General features: G+C 37.5%; 20 protein-coding genes. 8 read left to right on the top strand and 12 right to left on the bottom strand.

Going from position 1 to position 16,428, the window contains the following annotated elements; all coding sequences use genetic code 11:
* Window positions 1–10 precede the first annotated feature (10 nt).
* Window positions 11–292: a YlaN family protein gene (locus NIZ91_07010; protein USY56397.1), complete on the bottom strand. Its 282-nt coding sequence runs from the start codon at window positions 290–292 to the stop codon at window positions 11–13.
* Between the two features lie 259 nt (window positions 293–551).
* Between NIZ91_07010 and NIZ91_07005 the strand changes: the two genes are divergently transcribed.
* Window positions 552–1,049: a peptidyl-prolyl cis-trans isomerase gene (locus NIZ91_07005; protein ID USY56396.1), complete on the top strand. Its 498-nt coding sequence runs from the start codon at window positions 552–554 to the stop codon at window positions 1,047–1,049.
* Between the two features lie 47 nt (window positions 1,050–1,096).
* Here NIZ91_07005 and NIZ91_07000 read toward each other — a convergent pair whose 3' ends face one another.
* A complete protein-coding gene (locus NIZ91_07000; protein ID USY56395.1) occupies window positions 1,097–2,425 on the bottom strand; it encodes a PhoH family protein in 1,329 nt (442 codons plus the stop codon).
* 216 nt (window positions 2,426–2,641) lie between these two features.
* Here NIZ91_07000 and NIZ91_06995 point away from each other — a divergent pair, with 216 nt between their 5' ends.
* Window positions 2,642–3,241 carry a YhcN/YlaJ family sporulation lipoprotein gene (locus NIZ91_06995; protein USY56394.1) on the top strand — a complete coding sequence of 200 codons (600 nt, stop codon included), beginning with the start codon at window positions 2,642–2,644 and terminating at the stop codon, window positions 3,239–3,241.
* A 23-nt stretch (window positions 3,242–3,264) separates the two neighbouring features.
* Here the strand turns inward: NIZ91_06995 and NIZ91_06990 are convergent, their stop codons facing one another.
* Window positions 3,265–3,720: a pyridoxamine 5'-phosphate oxidase family protein gene (locus NIZ91_06990; GenBank protein ID USY56393.1), complete on the bottom strand. Its 456-nt coding sequence runs from the start codon at window positions 3,718–3,720 to the stop codon at window positions 3,265–3,267.
* A 250-nt stretch (window positions 3,721–3,970) separates the two neighbouring features.
* Here NIZ91_06990 and NIZ91_06985 point away from each other — a divergent pair, with 250 nt between their 5' ends.
* Window positions 3,971–4,171 carry a YlaI family protein gene (locus NIZ91_06985; protein USY56392.1) on the top strand — a complete coding sequence of 67 codons (201 nt, stop codon included), beginning with the start codon at window positions 3,971–3,973 and terminating at the stop codon, window positions 4,169–4,171.
* Between the two features lie 2 nt (window positions 4,172–4,173).
* Window positions 4,174–4,605: a hypothetical protein gene (locus NIZ91_06980; protein ID USY56391.1), complete on the top strand. Its 432-nt coding sequence runs from the start codon at window positions 4,174–4,176 to the stop codon at window positions 4,603–4,605.
* A gap of 19 nt (window positions 4,606–4,624) precedes the next feature.
* Here the strand turns inward: NIZ91_06980 and NIZ91_06975 are convergent, their stop codons facing one another.
* The gene (locus NIZ91_06975) at window positions 4,625–4,942 is read right to left on the bottom strand and encodes a YlaH-like family protein (GenBank protein USY56390.1); all 318 of its coding nucleotides are present in this window, start codon (window positions 4,940–4,942) and stop codon (window positions 4,625–4,627) included.
* A 160-nt stretch (window positions 4,943–5,102) separates the two neighbouring features.
* Window positions 5,103–6,941: a translational GTPase TypA gene (gene typA, locus NIZ91_06970; GenBank protein USY56389.1), complete on the bottom strand. Its 1,839-nt coding sequence runs from the start codon at window positions 6,939–6,941 to the stop codon at window positions 5,103–5,105.
* 113 nt (window positions 6,942–7,054) lie between these two features.
* Between typA and NIZ91_06965 the strand changes: the two genes are divergently transcribed.
* On the top strand, window positions 7,055–7,240 hold the full coding sequence (locus tag NIZ91_06965; protein ID USY56388.1) for a YlaF family protein: 186 nt from the start codon (window positions 7,055–7,057) through the stop codon (window positions 7,238–7,240).
* Between the two features lie 67 nt (window positions 7,241–7,307).
* Here the strand turns inward: NIZ91_06965 and NIZ91_06960 are convergent, their stop codons facing one another.
* Complete coding sequence (locus NIZ91_06960; GenBank protein USY56387.1) at window positions 7,308–8,111, bottom strand: inositol monophosphatase family protein; 804 nt, start codon at window positions 8,109–8,111, stop codon at window positions 7,308–7,310.
* 162 nt (window positions 8,112–8,273) lie between these two features.
* Window positions 8,274–8,459 (bottom strand): hypothetical protein, encoded by a 186-nt coding sequence (locus NIZ91_06955; GenBank protein USY56386.1) that lies wholly within the window; start codon window positions 8,457–8,459, stop codon window positions 8,274–8,276.
* A 262-nt stretch (window positions 8,460–8,721) separates the two neighbouring features.
* On the opposite strand from NIZ91_06955, the gene NIZ91_06950 reads away from it, so the two are divergent.
* A complete protein-coding gene (locus NIZ91_06950) occupies window positions 8,722–9,354 on the top strand; it encodes a DUF1054 domain-containing protein (protein ID USY56385.1) in 633 nt (210 codons plus the stop codon).
* Window positions 9,355–9,388: 34 nt separating this feature from the next.
* Here NIZ91_06950 and NIZ91_06945 read toward each other — a convergent pair whose 3' ends face one another.
* Window positions 9,389–9,664 carry a UPF0223 family protein gene (locus tag NIZ91_06945; protein ID USY56384.1) on the bottom strand — a complete coding sequence of 92 codons (276 nt, stop codon included), beginning with the start codon at window positions 9,662–9,664 and terminating at the stop codon, window positions 9,389–9,391.
* A gap of 388 nt (window positions 9,665–10,052) precedes the next feature.
* On the opposite strand from NIZ91_06945, the gene NIZ91_06940 reads away from it, so the two are divergent.
* Window positions 10,053–11,528, top strand: coding sequence for an aminotransferase class I/II-fold pyridoxal phosphate-dependent enzyme (locus NIZ91_06940; protein ID USY56383.1), 1,476 nt, complete (start codon window positions 10,053–10,055; stop codon window positions 11,526–11,528).
* A gap of 36 nt (window positions 11,529–11,564) precedes the next feature.
* Here NIZ91_06940 and NIZ91_06935 read toward each other — a convergent pair whose 3' ends face one another.
* Window positions 11,565–11,690 carry a GapA-binding peptide SR1P gene (locus tag NIZ91_06935; GenBank protein USY56382.1) on the bottom strand — a complete coding sequence of 42 codons (126 nt, stop codon included), beginning with the start codon at window positions 11,688–11,690 and terminating at the stop codon, window positions 11,565–11,567.
* Between the two features lie 183 nt (window positions 11,691–11,873).
* Complete coding sequence (locus NIZ91_06930; protein ID USY56381.1) at window positions 11,874–12,890, bottom strand: M23 family metallopeptidase; 1,017 nt, start codon at window positions 12,888–12,890, stop codon at window positions 11,874–11,876.
* 171 nt (window positions 12,891–13,061) lie between these two features.
* Between NIZ91_06930 and NIZ91_06925 the strand changes: the two genes are divergently transcribed.
* The gene (locus tag NIZ91_06925) at window positions 13,062–14,585 is read left to right on the top strand and encodes a BCCT family transporter (GenBank protein USY56380.1); all 1,524 of its coding nucleotides are present in this window, start codon (window positions 13,062–13,064) and stop codon (window positions 14,583–14,585) included.
* 79 nt (window positions 14,586–14,664) lie between these two features.
* Here the strand turns inward: NIZ91_06925 and NIZ91_06920 are convergent, their stop codons facing one another.
* Together NIZ91_06920 and lpdA are read right to left on the bottom strand one after the other, a co-directional pair.
* A complete protein-coding gene (locus NIZ91_06920; protein ID USY56379.1) occupies window positions 14,665–14,907 on the bottom strand; it encodes a hypothetical protein in 243 nt (80 codons plus the stop codon).
* Between the two features lie 106 nt (window positions 14,908–15,013).
* Complete coding sequence (gene lpdA / locus NIZ91_06915) at window positions 15,014–16,426, bottom strand: dihydrolipoyl dehydrogenase (GenBank protein ID USY56378.1); 1,413 nt, start codon at window positions 16,424–16,426, stop codon at window positions 15,014–15,016.
* Between the last annotated feature and the right edge of the window lie 2 nt (window positions 16,427–16,428).

The following is a 16,428-nucleotide window of genomic DNA, read 5'->3' as shown; positions in this document are numbered from 1 at the left end:
ACCGTGTGTTTTATTTTTTTGTAAACGCTTCATGCAATGCAGAAAGTTCACGCTCAAGTCGATCTAGCAATGTTTTTCCGACATGCTCATCAATTAAATTTAAACGAACTGCAAAATCAATTTCTCTTGATAAACCAAACATTTGTGTATCTAAAACCTCTTCGTAAAGAGGACATTGTGGCATTGTTAAGTTATCCATTTGAACTTGAATTAATTGCAAAATCTTATCTGCATCAGCTTTTAACAATGCATAAGCTTTTTCACGATGATCTATCATTGTCTCAGGCGTCAAACTCAATCCCTCCGTTTCCGAGCGATTACCTAATCTATCTCTTAATAGTAAGGCTTTACTCGTAAAAAAGCAAGAACTAACATGCATGTCATCAGACCTACGAATTCTCTTACAAATTACGCGTATTATTCATCGCAACTCTCGCTTTATTAATATAGATTTATTATAGCACATTCTATTTTAGTACTTCTACCAAAATCCCGAGTATGGATGACAAATTACAAGAAAGCGCTTATACTTTTAGTAAGGAGGCGTTTTTATGAATTCAATTATTTCGCTACATGGGAAAGTACGTTATCCCCTTACGTTAGATCCTGGAGTTTGGATTTTTGATGATCGAAAAGTAGACTTAACTACTTTTTTTGATATTGAAATCGAAAACGTAGATGAAAATGAACAATACACAAAGGCTGTTTCAAAACATTGGGATCGAGAAATTCAAGAAGGAGCCGTATTCCCACCGACTTTAAAAACAGAAAAAAAATACGAAAAACAAAAATTATTGAACGGTACGTTCGGTATCTCTTTTGCTCCTTTTTTGAAAAATGCTGAGCCTCTAGAAGGTGCAACAGCCGTTACGTTTGTAACAGCTAATCAGTCCGTTAGCTACCCACTAGAAGAGGCTAAAACGCTTATTTTTGGTTTTAGCAAAAATGGAAAGCCATTAACAGAAGATGGCCCAGTACATGTTTATGAGCGCGACGGCTCTAACCGCAACAAACCGCTTACGTACTTAAAAGAAATTATTATTACATAATGAACGAGCGCGCAGACTGGAAAAGCTGCGCGCTCATTTTTCTCTACTTATAAAATATCAGCAGCTAGCTGTGCGAGACCTGAACGTTCCCCTTTAACTAGCCTTACATGACCTGATATTTTCTGTTCTTTAAATTTTTCAACTACATATGTTAATCCATTATTGTATTCATCAAGATATGGATGATCTATTTGAGCAGGGTCACCCATCAGCACAATTTTACTCTTTTCACCAACGCGGGTTAAAATTGTTTTAACCTCATGCTTTGTTAAGTTTTGTGCTTCGTCAATGATAATGAATTGTTCTGGAATACTTCTTCCTCTAATATACGTAAGGGCTTCTACCTCAATTGAACTAAGGCCCGCTAGGATAGCATCCAGTTCCCCAGGTTTTTTTGTGTTAAATAAATACTCTAAATTATCATAAATCGGCTGCATCCATGGTCGAAGCTTTTCTTGCTTTTCACCTGGTAAAAAACCTAAGTCTTTTCCTACCGGTACAATTGGACGTGCAACCAACAACTTCTTAAAGCAACCTAAATCTTCTGTTTGCATTAATCCTGATGCTAAAGCTAATAACGTTTTACCGGTTCCAGCTTTTCCAATAAGGGTAACAAGCTGAACATCATCTCGTAAAAGTAATTCAAGGGCCATGATTTGTTGAACATTTCGCGGCTTAATTCCCCAAATATGGTCATATTCAAAGAGAAGTTTTTTTACTTTTGTAGCGGTTTGATCTACGATACCAATAGCCGAACCTGAACCTCCAAATGCATCTTTCATAACGAGAAATTGGTTTGGAAAGAATGGATGATTTGCAATTTGAGACGTGAGAATCTCCCCATTCTCATAGAAATGATTTAACACTTCTCTAGGAATATACACTTCCACAAATCCTGTATATATACTGTTAAACTCGACAACTCGATCGCTTAAGAAGTCCTCTGCTTTCAAACCGATCGCATCGGCCTTCACGCGTACCAATACATCTTTACTAACAAGAATAACTTCACGACCATCTTCCTTGGTTTCCTCTTCGAGCGACAAATTTTTTGCCACCGCTAAAATACGATTATCATTTGTTTTCTCTACAAAGATTTCCTGTAGTTGATGAAATGAACGGTGGTTGAGCTCAATTCGTAAATGTCCCCCATTTTCCAAAGGAATTTTCTCATGTAATTTCCCATGTTGACGCAAGTTATCAATGAGCTTTGATACTTGTCTCGCATTCCTTCCAACCTCATCCATATTTCTCTTTTTTGAATCTACTTCTTCTAATACTACAGCTGGTATTACAACTTCATTATCATCAAATGAAAAGATTGAATGCGGATCTTGCAATAACACATTTGTATCTAAAACGTAGATTTTTCCCAACAACTCAGCCTCCTACTCCATTTGGTTTCCAGTTAAGGAGTGTAACAAGGAATCCATTCACTTTTATCTTATGTAAACCGCACGCGTGAAGTTCGAGTGAATGGACGGACCATTTGCTTTAAATATATGAACATATGCATAAAGATAGAAGAACTATTGAAAACTAAACACAAATTGCTACAAAAAATGAGCCATTACCAAAGGAGGTATCTCCCAATGAAAAAAGGATTACTTATTGCTAGCTTAGCTTTTTTTGCAATAGCAGGTTGTAACAACAATCAATCACAGATTGAAGAAGGACAAAAAACAGACCGCATCGTTCAGGTGAAAAACTCAACGCCTGAAACTACAACAAAACGCTCTGCTGGGCAAATTTCTCAGCATCTTGTAGGCTTAGCAACAAGCGTTCCAAACGTAAATGATGCCACTGTTATTGTGTTAGGAAAATATGCAATCGTTGGTATTGATGTAAATAATGAAATTGATCGCTCCGAAGTAAGTTCGATTAAATATACGGTAGCAGAAAGCTTAAAAGCAGACCCATACGGAGCAAATTCCGTTGTTATTGCCGATCCTGATACCGTAACGCGATTAAAAGAAATTGCCAGAGAAATTAGACGTGGTCGACCAGTTACAGGCTTTCTCGATGAACTTGCTGCCATCGTAAATCGCGTGATGCCAGAAGTAGCGGAAGAAATTCGCCGTAATCCAGAACCTACTAAAACAAATGATGAAAAGTTAAACAATGAGCAGCAGCAACAATTACGAGATAAGCAAGAAAAACAATCAAATCATCATCTTCAAAAGAATGAATAAGGAATGGACAAGCTTAGTTTATGCTAAGCTTGTTTTAATGCACTCATTACCTGTTTATCTAATTTAGAAGCAGCTATTGGATCATACGTTTTTTCATAAGTCGGATTGACAGAGATTTTAGACCCATAAAACATAACATCCCTTACTTCTTTTATGCTTACTTCAATCAGCGCCAGCTTAATTGGAACGTCTTCCATTCGCTTTTGCGCAACAACTGCCTGTCCTTTGATAGCGTAGCAAGATTCATTTGCAATTAAATTAATAACAACATCCTTACACTGCGAAATATCTTTAACCATTCGGGACTTGCTTGCGACAGCAAAACGGATGATTTCATTGGTTGGAGCATAAATCCATGAAATGGCACTTACATTTGGTCCTTTTGTTTCGTAATCAACGGTTGAAACTGTTACAAAACGTTCTGCTTGTAGCTCTTCGTACAGTGCTTCGACTAAACTGGATTCAACTTCATTTGCCATTTATATCCCTCCCCCCGTTTATGTATACTTACTTGTTTTCTAGACAGAGAATCCTTTTACCTGCTTACTTTTCCTTGTTTTCAAAACTTTTACATTGGTGAACTATTCCGGGCACTTATCTTTAGATTACGCCGTTTATACGCTTAAAGATAAATGCTTTACGTTAAAATAATGACTAAATACATTTTACAGCTTTATAAACAACGTACTTTGGGCTAGAATGTTGTATAGAGAAAAAGAGGTGAGACAGATGAGAGTAAAATGTGTTCTATGCGATAAAATTGAATCAATTGAGGATGAAACGGTTGTAGCAAAAAGACTTCGTAATCGTCCTATACATACATATATGTGCAATGAATGCTCAGAACGTATTGAAGAGCGTACAAAAGAACGAATTGCTACCGGAAACTTTAAGCTATATCAATCCAAACAAACGGAGGAGGACTGGTAAGCATGTTTTATAAAGGAATGGTTGTAGGAGTAATAAGCGGCACTGTGCTAGGTTTGATCTTAAAATGGATAGAGCAGCTGACGTCTAAAAAGGTTTATACACTCTTGTTAAACGTCGATTTTATCCCCTTTATAGGAGACATTAAATGGTCTGAATGGATTGAATTTTGTTTTCATCTAGTCATTGCAGTAGTTATTGGAATTGTTTTTATGTGGATCCAAAATCGATTTCATTACTTATCTTCAGGCCGCATGCTTATTGTAGCCATTTTTTTAACTTTACCTACCATTCCTTTATATTTTCCTCTTACAGCTTTAGCGATTAAAGATACTCCACGTATTGATGACATGTTGGCTTTCTTCTATTGGACGGTGGGCCATATTCTTTTTGCTCTGTCTTTATGGATATGTAGCTTCATTTATAAAAGCCGCTAAGATTTGTGCTTAGCGGCTTTTACATATTTATCGTTGAGTCTTCTTTTTTAGATTGATACAGCCGAATCTTATAAATAATTAAAATAAGCGCTGCCACAACTAACCCTTCTGCTACAGGCAAAAAGATACCTAAAAACGTAAGAACAGTACAGCCGAATCCTAAAAACAAGTAAATGATAATGGATTTTAAAAGAGGCAATTTTTTCGCAAACCCCAATTTATATACAACAATTGACAGCAATAAAATCGTAAGATAAAGCATCCACATTCCCACATCCGAGTTCTTATCAACACGATATAAAGCTGCAAAAAAAGACAGACGATCTTCTACGTTCACCCTAGTTTCCCTCCTTCTATGTCATTCTACCAACGTCTCGTTTTTGAGGTAGACTTCTTTTCTTATCAACATATACAATATTCGACAATAAAGGGTTTTTCACCTCTATAAAAAGCAAAAAAGTTGCTAGAGCATAGCGCTTTAGCAACTTTTTTACTGCTTATTTCATATCAGCATATTTTTTCTTTTTCGCGATTTTTTCACGCTCGTTTTTATCTAGAATCTTTTTACGTAAACGAATAGATTCTGGCGTAATTTCACAATACTCATCATCGTTTAAGTATTCAAGAGATTGTTCTAAAGACATGATACGAGGCTTTTTCATACCTGTTGTTTGATCTTTATTAGCTGAACGCATATTTGTCATTTGTTTCATTTTACAAATGTTAACAACAAGATCATTTTCGCGCGTATGCTCACCAACGATCATTCCTTCATAAACTTCCGTACCTGGCTCTAAGAAGATTGTACCGCGGTCTTCTACACCTTGGATTCCGTAAGTTGATGATTTCCCTGTTTCCATTGATACAAGTACACCTTGACGACGTCCGCCAACTTGACCAGCTTGCATTGGCTGATAGCTATCAAATGAGTGGTTGATGATACCAAAACCACGAGTTAATGATAAGAACTCTGTTGTATATCCAATTAATCCACGAGCTGGTACCATGAAAATAAGGCGAACTTGCCCATTTCCGTTGTTAATCATATCAACCATTTCACCTTTACGAGCACCCATAGATTCCATAATAGAACCAGTATGCTCTTCTGGTACGTCGATTTGAACGCGCTCTACAGGCTCACAGCGTACGCCATCAATTTCACGTACAATTACTTCTGGTTTTGACACCTGAATTTCATAGCCTTCACGACGCATATTTTCAATTAAAATAGATAAATGAAGCTCACCGCGTCCTGATACAACCCATACGTCTGGAGAGTCCGTGTTTTCAACACGAAGACTTACGTCTGTTTCAAGTTCAGACATTAAGCGCTCTTCAATTTTACGAGATGTAACAAATTTACCTTCACGTCCTGCAAACGGTGAATTGTTTACTAGGAACGTCATTTGTAATGTCGGCTCATCGATACGTAATACTGGAAGTGCTTCTTGATGTTCTGACGGACAAACCGTTTCACCCACGTTAATGTCTTCCATTCCCGATACGGCAATTAGATCTCCAGCTTTTGCTTCTTCGATTTCTACACGCTTTAATCCTAGGAAACCGAACATCTTCGTTACGCGGAATTGCTTAACTGAACCATCAAGCTTCATTAAAGCAACTTGCTGTCCTACTTTCATTGTTCCGCGGAATACGCGTCCTACTCCAATACGACCAACGTAATCGTTATAATCAAGCATCGCTACTTGGAATTGAAGCGGCTCTTCGCTGTTGTCAACTGGTGCTGGAATGTGTTCAACAATTGCATCAAATAATGCTTCCATGTTGTCATCTTGCTTCTCAGGATCTACGCTTGCAGTTCCGTTAATTGCTGATGCGTATACAACTGGGAATTCAATTTGCTCTTCGCTTGCACCTAACTCAATAAATAAGTCAATCACTTCATCAACAACTTCAGTTGGACGAGCAAAGTCACGGTCAATTTTGTTTACAACAACAATTGGTGTTAATTTTTGTTCTAATGCTTTCTTTAATACAAAACGTGTTTGAGGCATACAACCTTCGTACGCATCAACAACAAGTAGAACACCGTCTACCATTTTCATAATACGTTCAACTTCTCCACCGAAGTCGGCATGTCCTGGCGTATCCATGATATTGATACGCGTATCTTTATAATTAATAGCTGTATTTTTAGCTAAAATTGTAATTCCACGCTCACGCTCTAGGTCATTTGAGTCCATCGCACGCTCTTCCACGTGCTCGTTTGTACGGAAAGTTCCGGACTGATGTAATAATTTATCTACTAACGTTGTTTTCCCATGGTCTACATGGGCAATAATGGCAATATTACGTAAATCTTTACGAATGTTCACGCATTTCACTCCTATGCTTGTAATAACTAAGCTATTATATCACACTAAATCTAGAATTGCTGAATGATTTTGTTGTACACTATACTTATTGAATAAATTTGGGAGGAATCAACATGAAAAACATTAAGTGGGTATTTGTTTTATATGCAATGCTAGCAACGTTCTCAATTATGGCAATTGGTATATTTATCGGGGAAGGAAGCGCTATCGGTGTAATTGGATCTCTCGTTGTCCTCGTTGCAATTATGGGCTTCGGATTTACAACGAAAAAGAAAATGCGTGAAAAAAATCAGCTATAATTTTTTTCTAAATGAGAGAGAAAAAACGAAACACCCTTGGAACAATTTTATTCTAAGGGTGTTTTTTTTAGCCTTTATACTTAGAAAGATACGTAGACAAAATTTCTTCGTGTAAACCCGGCTTTGCGACAAATACACTGCTTCTGTCTAAAATATCTAAAGGCTTCCCTTTTAAATCGGTTACGACGCCCCCCAGCTCCTCAATTAAAATTTTCCCTGCTGCGAAGTCCCACGGCGCTAAGCGCATCGTAATATAAGCGTCTAACCTTCCTGATGCAACATATGCAAGTTCAATCGCTGCGGACCCATACGACCTTGTTCCTCTCACACGTGTTACCAGAGGTGAAAGCACAGATGGATCGATTCTTCTGTTTTCCGTTACCCACGTTGCGTTTAAGCTGACAATAGACTCTTCAATGCTAACTTGCTTCAAAGGCGGTAGCTGTTGATCATTTATATATGCTCCCTTCCCTTTTCTAGCATGGTACAGCTCATCATGTACAACATCATATATGAATCCAGCTTGTCCAACTCCATTTTCAAAAATACCTACGGAAATAGCAAAATTTCGCTGTTGATGAACAAAGTTCATCGTTCCATCAATCGGGTCAATGACCCAAATAACCCCCTCAGATGTTTCAATTTTTTCGCCATACCCTTCCTCACCTAAGATACGATGGTCTGGAAATACTTCTTTAATCTTCGAAATAAAGAACTGTTCAATATCTTTATCCATATTGGTAACTAAATCATTAGGGTTTGATTTTGTTTCAATCATGAGCTCTCTACTAAAAGAAGCTTTAATTCGATTACCTGCTTCTTTAATCCATTGCTTTGCATATGTATCAACTTGATTCCAAAAATCGCTCATTTATTATTCCCCCTCTTTTTAGATGTCTTATATTAAGCTTAAAAAAACGATTGCAAGATGTCAATTCACAGAACAAAGGAGAGAAGTACTCTCCCTTCTCTCCATTCCCTTTACTATTATATTCGCCAGTTTTTTCTACTCTCATTCCAGAGTAAGCTATCTTTATTGCAGAGCAATCATTTCTTGACGAAGCTTTTCTAGCTTTTGTTTGCACTGATTCTTTTTCTCTTCATTATTTTCAACCATTGCCTCATAAAGCGTAGCTAATTCGTAATCAAGCTCTAATCGAATAACTCCTAGTCTCTTTTGCCCATCATTCTTCTTATACATATTCACCACTTGTTTCATTGATGAAACACCCCTCTCAATAATAATGAATGGTCTCCAAACGGCTTCAATAAAACTAAATTTTCAGAATTTTATTAGATTAGTATAGTCTATGTTGAAGCACAATTTCATGTAACTAAATTGTGTGATTACCTATAAAAAAATGATAGACGTGTTTTTGACAAGCATATGCGAATAAATTGGTGATTATGCCCTTTCTATGGTAAAATCACTACGAAATATGAGATGAATTATCTATTATTAGATATTGGAGGTATTGAATTTGTTTGCAGGATTTTCAGAAGCTGATTTTAACGTATTTACAATAGATGGTTTAGATGAACGTATGGAAGCAATAAAAACACAAATCCGTCCTAAATTCGAAGAATTAAGTACACATTTTGCTCCTACACTTTCCTCATTAACGGGCAATGAAATGTTTGTCCATGTAGCAAAGCATGCGCGTAGAACGGTTAATCCACCAAAAGATACATGGGTAGCATTCGCTCCTAATAAACGTGGCTATAAGATGTTGCCGCACTTCCAAATTGGCCTTTGGGGTACTCACGTTTTCGTTTGGTTTGCAGTTATATACGAAGCACCAATTAAGTCTGTATACGGCAGAATACTCGCTGACCAAATAGACCACATTAAAGAGAAAATTCCTCAATCATTCGTTTGGTCAAAAGACCATACAAAACCCGCTGTTGAAAAAATGAGCGCCCTGTCTGAGACAGAACTTAAGGGATTATTTGAGCGATTAGAACATGTTAAAAAAGCAGAGATTTTATGCGGAATTAACGTATCAAAAGAAGAAGCAGTTAACATGACTGGCCAACAATGGATTGATTTAATTGATGATACATTTAAGACGTTGACTCCTTTATATGAACTAAGTAAAAAAGCGCACGCGTAAAAAAAAGCCGCAAGAACAATCTTGCGGCTTTTCTTCATTTCTTCATACGAATAATGTCACCAGATTCTCCGGCTTTTGCTTGTTGAATTGTTCGATAAGATGAATATCCACTTTGATCTTCAAAGTCATTGCAAATTGTTTTTTCTTCTGCTTTACTTGGAACAATTTCTTTAAATCGACGGTAAATACTCATTAGCTGTTCACGTTCAATTCCTTTTTCATACGCTTTTTCAATGCTTTCAAAAAATTTAACCACATCAATAATTTCTTCTGTACTCCAATCAAGGGAGATAGGATATTGATATTCCATCTAACTCCTCCGCTCACTTTTTTATGTATTTGTCCTAGGACTTTCAAATAATACTTTATCATATGAATTCAGCTTCACAAAACTTTATCACTATGCACAAGCTTACATTCATTTCTTATAATGCGAATATGTTTAAAAAATCCCTTTGCAAACATATTAATAAGTGCTATAATTCATTTGTTTTATTGAATACATAACGAAGAAAACGTATGAAATTACATTTCTTCTTATTGTTTTTATTTTTATAAAACAGTTTACATGTCATGCACATTTAATCAGTGGAGAATGAATCTCCACTGATTCTTAGTTATAGCAATATAGCGCACGGGAGACCTTCATACAAAAGCTGGCTCCACTCATTATTTTATTAAAGAGGTGTTTAGCAAAGTTGACTTCTCAATTCTCAACTCCATTATTCACAGGGTTAGTGGAACATGCAAAAAAAAATCCTACTCAGTTTCATATTCCTGGTCATAAAAAAGGAAACGGTATGGACCCTGAATTTAAAGATTTTATTGGCGACAACGCACTTTCAATTGATTTAATTAATATTGGTCCACTTGATGATTTACATCAGCCAAAAGGCATTATTAAAGAAGCGCAAGACTTAGCCGCTGAAGCGTTCGGAGCAGATCATACCTTCTTTTCTGTTCAAGGAACAAGCGGAGCTATCATGGCAATGGTCATGACAACTTGTGGACCCGGAGATAAAATCATTGTTCCTAGAAACGTTCATAAATCCGTTATGAGCGCCGTTGTGTTTTCTGGAGCTACCCCTGTTTTTATTCATCCGGAAATTGATGAAAATCTTGGTATATCTCATGGAATTACAACTGACGCGGTTAAAAAAGCACTAGCTCAGCATCCCGATGCAAAAGCAGTACTCGTTATTAACCCAACTTACTTCGGAATTTCAGGTGATTTACGTAAAATTGTTGAAGTAGCTCATTCTTATAAGGTACCTGTTTTGGTTGATGAGGCTCACGGTGTTCATATTCATTTCCACGATGAGCTACCGCTATCAGCTATGCAAGCAGGGGCAGATATGGCTGCTACAAGTGTTCACAAACTTGGGGGATCAATGACCCAAAGTTCTATTTTAAACGTTCGTGAGGGGCTTGTATCGCCGCAGCGCGTTCAAGCAATCCTAAGTATGTTAACAACGACTTCTACATCGTATGTCTTACTGGCTTCTTTGGACGTAGCTCGTAAACGATTAGCTACAGAAGGTGAAAAGCTAGCTAATCAAGCCATTGCATTAGCTGCGTATGCGCGCACGGAGCTTAACAAAATCGCACATATTCACTGTATTGGTCGTGAGATTTTAGGAACAAAAGCAACGTACGATTTAGATCCTACAAAGCTTATTATTTCCGTATCAGACCTTGGAATTACAGGATATGACGTGGAGAAGTGGCTGCGCGAGACACACAATATTGAAGTTGAAATGTCCGATTTATATAACGTTTTATGTATTGTAACACCAGGAGACAGCAAAGAAGACATCGATCGCTTACTTAATGCTTTACAGCAGCTGTCGAGGGACGTTCATCATTTAGCTGAAAAAGCAATAAAACCAGCTATCTTACTCCCTGACATTCCAGTCTTAGCAGTTACTCCTCGCGATGCTTTTTATGCTGAAACGGAGGTCGTGCCCTTCCACGAATCAGCTGGTCGAATTATTGCTGAGTTCGTGATGGTGTATCCACCAGGAATTCCAATTTTTATTCCTGGAGAAATTATTACAGAAGAGAATTTGAGTTATATTCAAACAAACTTAGAAGCTGGTCTACCCGTTCAAGGTCCGGAAGATTTTGAACTAAAAACACTCCGTGTAATTAAAGAACATAAAGCAATTCAATAAAAAAGGTGCGCTATAATGCGCACCTTTTTCTATTTATTAGTCTAAATCTTCATGGTTTGCTTGACATTCTCCATCTTTACATTTTGAATATAATCGCGTCACTTTCTCATCTTCAAAATGTTCAATTGTGCAGTTGCAAGTTTGACATACAATAGTTCCCATGTATAACTCCCCTTTGGTTTCAAAGATTTTTGAAAGCGTTTTATTCTTCTTGATATTATAATAGTATGTAACATTTATTCTGTCAATACCAAATTAGTATGTCACATTTATTTTTTCAACCGTCTTTTTTCGACATTCAAACATAAACAAGGCATACACATATGTATGCCTTTATAAGATAAGCTATTCATTATTGTTCAGTTGGCTAATTAATACATGCTTAACGTCTTCTTGTGATAACCCTTTCCAAAACAGCGTACCGTTAATTAGCAAGTCCACATGCAAATGTAATTCTGTATTATCCTTTTGCACCTCTCCGCTTGTACCTGAATTGCCAACATAACCAATTAACGTCTCTTCTGTAACCGCGTCACCTACGCTTAACTCTGAATCGACTTGATTCAGGTGAGCAAATCGTGCCTGCATGCCATTGTCATATTGAATCCATACTTGTCTCCCACGCAGCCTATCGAGAATATAAGCAGGAGTCTTTTGAACCTCTTTACAATATGCTAAATCTTTATTTCGCTGCTCGACCGATTTATAAGGCTTATAATCATGATCTACCCGTACCACTTTTCCTTTCCCCATTCCGTATACTTCAGTTTCTTTATTGACAACTACCCCTGCTGAGTATGTATACCAATCTAACCCTTCATGAAAGCCATGACGATATGTACGATTAGCTCCTGGTAAATGAGAAGGAAACGTATCTGCTTTGGCATTTTCTAACGGCGATGTTAACCCACTCATATATTGCATTACTTCTTCTCTTGTAAACTGCCTAGTACTAACAGCTTGAGCTGCTGATTCATTTGCTTCAGATGATTTTAAAATAGCATAAGATGCCTTCATTTTAACGTAGCTAGGTTCATGTTTTTCCAAAAATGATGCTGACAAAAAAGCTCGGTTGTTTTGAATAAAAAAGTCTTTTTTTGCAAGTGGAACAAGTTCATTATTGATCTGGACTACGGGTACATTTTCAATAAATGTGTAAACGTTGTCTGCAACAACAAGCTGAAGCTGACGATCAATTGGGCTGTATACAGAATTATAAGCAAGTGATTCAGTCGTCATATCTAAATAGGGTTTTCCTTTCTTATATACATACCCTACTTTTTCTTCGGTACTTAACTTCATAAATAAAAAGACGGTACACGCCATTAAAACTGCTACAGTTAGCCATACTCTTTTTTTCATACGGACTCCCCTTTCTATTATTACGTCATTTTGTCCTCTTTGACATTGTCTTAAACGAAAGATGAATCGTATTGCATAGAGACATCATAAAGATGGTTTCATGTATAGTAAAAAAGGTTAAAAGAGAAACTGTACATAAGAGATTTGTTTCACGAAAGGAGTGCGAGCTAATTGAAAAAGCTGACGCCAGTGTTTTTGTTTTCTGTTATTATTGCCGTTTTGTTTATTATTTGGGGAGTCATTCCAGAAAGCACCCTTGGAAGTGCTGCTTTAACACCTGTTACCAATTCTATTCATCAATTTATTATTGAAAAATTTGGCTGGTATTACTTATTAGCTGCTACCCTATTTTTAGGGTTTACGCTATTTTTAATTTTCTCACGCTATGGGAATATTAAGTTAGGTAAGACAGAAGACGAACCTCAATACAGCTATATATCTTGGTTTGCCATGCTGTTTAGTGCAGGGATGGGAATTGGGTTAGTATTCTGGGGAGCTTCTGAACCTATTAACCATTTTCATACGCCCCCTTCCGGAGATGGAAATACAGCAGAAGCTGCTAGAGCGGCCATGCGGTATTCTTTTTTTCACTGGGGATTACATCCTTGGGCTATTTATTCCGTGCTTGCTTTGGCACTTGCGTACTTCCAATTTCGTAAGGGGTATCCTTTTGTAATCAGTAACATTTTGCGTCCTCTCCTAGGTAAACGCTTAGACGGAGGGTTAGGTACGCTTATCAACGTTATTGCCGTGTTTGCAACGGTATTTGGTGTCGCCACATCTCTTGGTTTGGGAGCCATTCAGATTACAGGTGGCCTTTCTTATTTATCTCCAGCTATTGATAACAACTTTACTACACAGCTAATTGTCATTATTTCTGTTACAGTCCTATTTATGCTATCTGCACAAACAGGGCTTAATAAAGGGATTAAATATCTCAGCAATACCAATATTGTCTTAGCTATTTTATTAATGCTGTTCTTGCTGTTTGCTGGCCCTACAAACTTTATAATGGACCTATTCGTCACAACAATCGGGTCTTATATTCAATATTTACCATCCATGAGTTTCCGCTTAAGTCCATTTGATAACAATACGTGGGTTCAGGATTGGACGATTTTTTATTGGGCTTGGTGGATTGCTTGGGCTCCATTTGTTGGAACCTTTATAGCGCGTATTTCCCGCGGACGTACGATTCGAGAGTTTTTAATTGGCGTGTTAGCAGTCCCAACAATATTTGGTGGACTATGGTTTTCTGTATTCGGTGGATCGGCTATTCATTTAGATTACTTTAAAAACATACCGGTTATGGATGTCATTAACGAACGAGGTTCAGAAGTAGCTCTTTTTTATGTATTAGAACAATTTCCATTCGGAACGGTCATGTCCATTATTGCTATTTGTTTAATTGCTACCTTCTTCATTACGTCAGCCGACTCTGCAACATTTGTTCTTGGCATGCAAACGACGAACGGTGACTTAAATCCATCGAATTCCGTGAAGTTCATTTGGGGACTGGTTCAAACTTTAACTGCCGTTATTTTACTTTGGACTGGTGGATTAGATGCGCTTCAGACAGCCGCCATTATTGCTGCACTACCATTTTCAATCGTATTGGTACTTACGGTCTTCTCCCTCATCAAATCGTTTAGAGAAGAATTGAAAAAGGCAAATGTACATCCTAAAAAAATCTAAGAAAAGAAGCATTCCCTTTTTTGGAATGCTTCTTTCACTATGTTATAATTTCACATTAAACGAAATAATCCTTTTATTATCAATTAATAAATAAAAAAAGGATAGTATACCCCAGAAAAAACACAAAAAGAGAGCTACAAGTCAAAAAGAACGCTTTTCTTTTAGAGTGTACATTCATCTCTGCAATTCCATATGCTAAATAAGCAAATACGAAGAAAAGAATAACTTTTGCTGTTAGCTCATCACGTTTTGATAACAGCTCCACCGTCGCATAGCCGGTCCAAACTATCAGCTGTAAGCCATATAAAAAGGGTTTTATCATAGCTCATTCCTCACTTTTAAATCATGCACTTACATCACTTATATGCAGCTTGCCCACGTTTTACAACAAAAAAGCTCGTGCCTTTAGGCACGAGCTTTTTCATATATTATTTTACAATGTGAATTGGGCTTCCAATTGCTACTTCAGCTGCTTCCATTGTAATCTCACCTAATGTTGGGTGAGCATGGATTGTTAATGCAATATCTTCAGCAGTCATACCGCTCTCGATTGCAAGACCAAGTTCAGCGATCATGTCAGATGCGCTTGGACCAGCAATTTGAGCACCGATTACAACGCCATCTTCTTTACGAGTGATTAGCTTTAAGAATCCTTCTGCAGCGTTAAGTGCAAGTGCACGTCCGTTAGCCGCGAATGGGAATTTAGAAGCTTGAATTGCTAAACCTTCTTCTTTCGCTTGTGCTTCTGTGTAACCTACGCTTGCAAGCTCAGGCTCAGAGAATACAACAGCTGGAATTCCTAAGTAGTCAATTTCAGCTGGCTCACCAGCGATTGCTTCAGCAGCAATTTTACCTTCGTAAGAAGCTTTGTGTGCAAGTGGTGGTCCAGAAACGATATCACCAATTGCATAGATGTTGCTTACAGACGTACGGCATTGCTTGTCAGTTTCGATTACACCGCGATCAGTCATTTTTACGCCAACTTGCTCAAGACCAAGCTCGTCAGTGTTTGGACGACGACCAACCGTTACTAATACGTAATCAGCTTCAACTGTTTTTGCTTCTCCACCAACTTCAAACGTTACCTTAACGCCATCAGCAGTTTCTTCTACACCTTTAGCCATCGCTTTAGTGAAGATTTCAACGTTTCCTTTTTTCTTAAGGTTACGTTTTACAAGAGAGCTCATTTGTTTTTCGAAACCAGCTAAGATTTCATCAGCTGCTTCAACAAATGTTACTTCAGTTCCGAAGTTAGCATAAGCAGTACCAAGCTCAGTACCAATGTAACCTCCACCGATTACAACTAATTTTTTAGGAACTTCTTTAAGCGCTAAAGCACCTGTAGAGTTGATTACACGCTCAGAGAATTTGAATCCTGGAATCTCGATTGGACGAGAACCAGTTGCAAGAATTGCATTTTTAAACTTATACGTTTGTGCAGAATTTTCATCCATTACACGTACAGTTTCGCTATCTACGAAGTAAGCTTCACCTTTTACGATGTCTACTTTATTCCCTTTAAGTAAGCCTTCAACACCGCCAGTAAGTTTGTTTACTACGCCGTTTTTGAACTCTTGAACTTTTGTAAAGTCAACAGTTACATTTTCAGCAAAAATACCCATATCTTCTGAGTGTTTTGCTTCTTCGAAGCGGTGACCTGCTGCGATTAATGCTTTTGAAGGAATACAACCAACGTTTAAGCATACACCACCAAGGTTACCTTTTTCAACGATTGTTACTTTTTGTCCTAGTTGAGCTGCACGAATTGCTGCAACGTAACCACCAGGGCCAGCACCAATGACAAGAGTATCAGTTTCGATTGGGAAATCTCCTACTACCATTT

It is taken from the genome of Bacillus sp. 1780r2a1 (assembly GCA_024134725.1).
Classification (GTDB): domain Bacteria; phylum Bacillota; class Bacilli; order Bacillales; family Bacillaceae_H; genus Priestia; species Priestia aryabhattai_A.
This window is presented reverse-complemented; position numbering and strand designations above follow the sequence as displayed.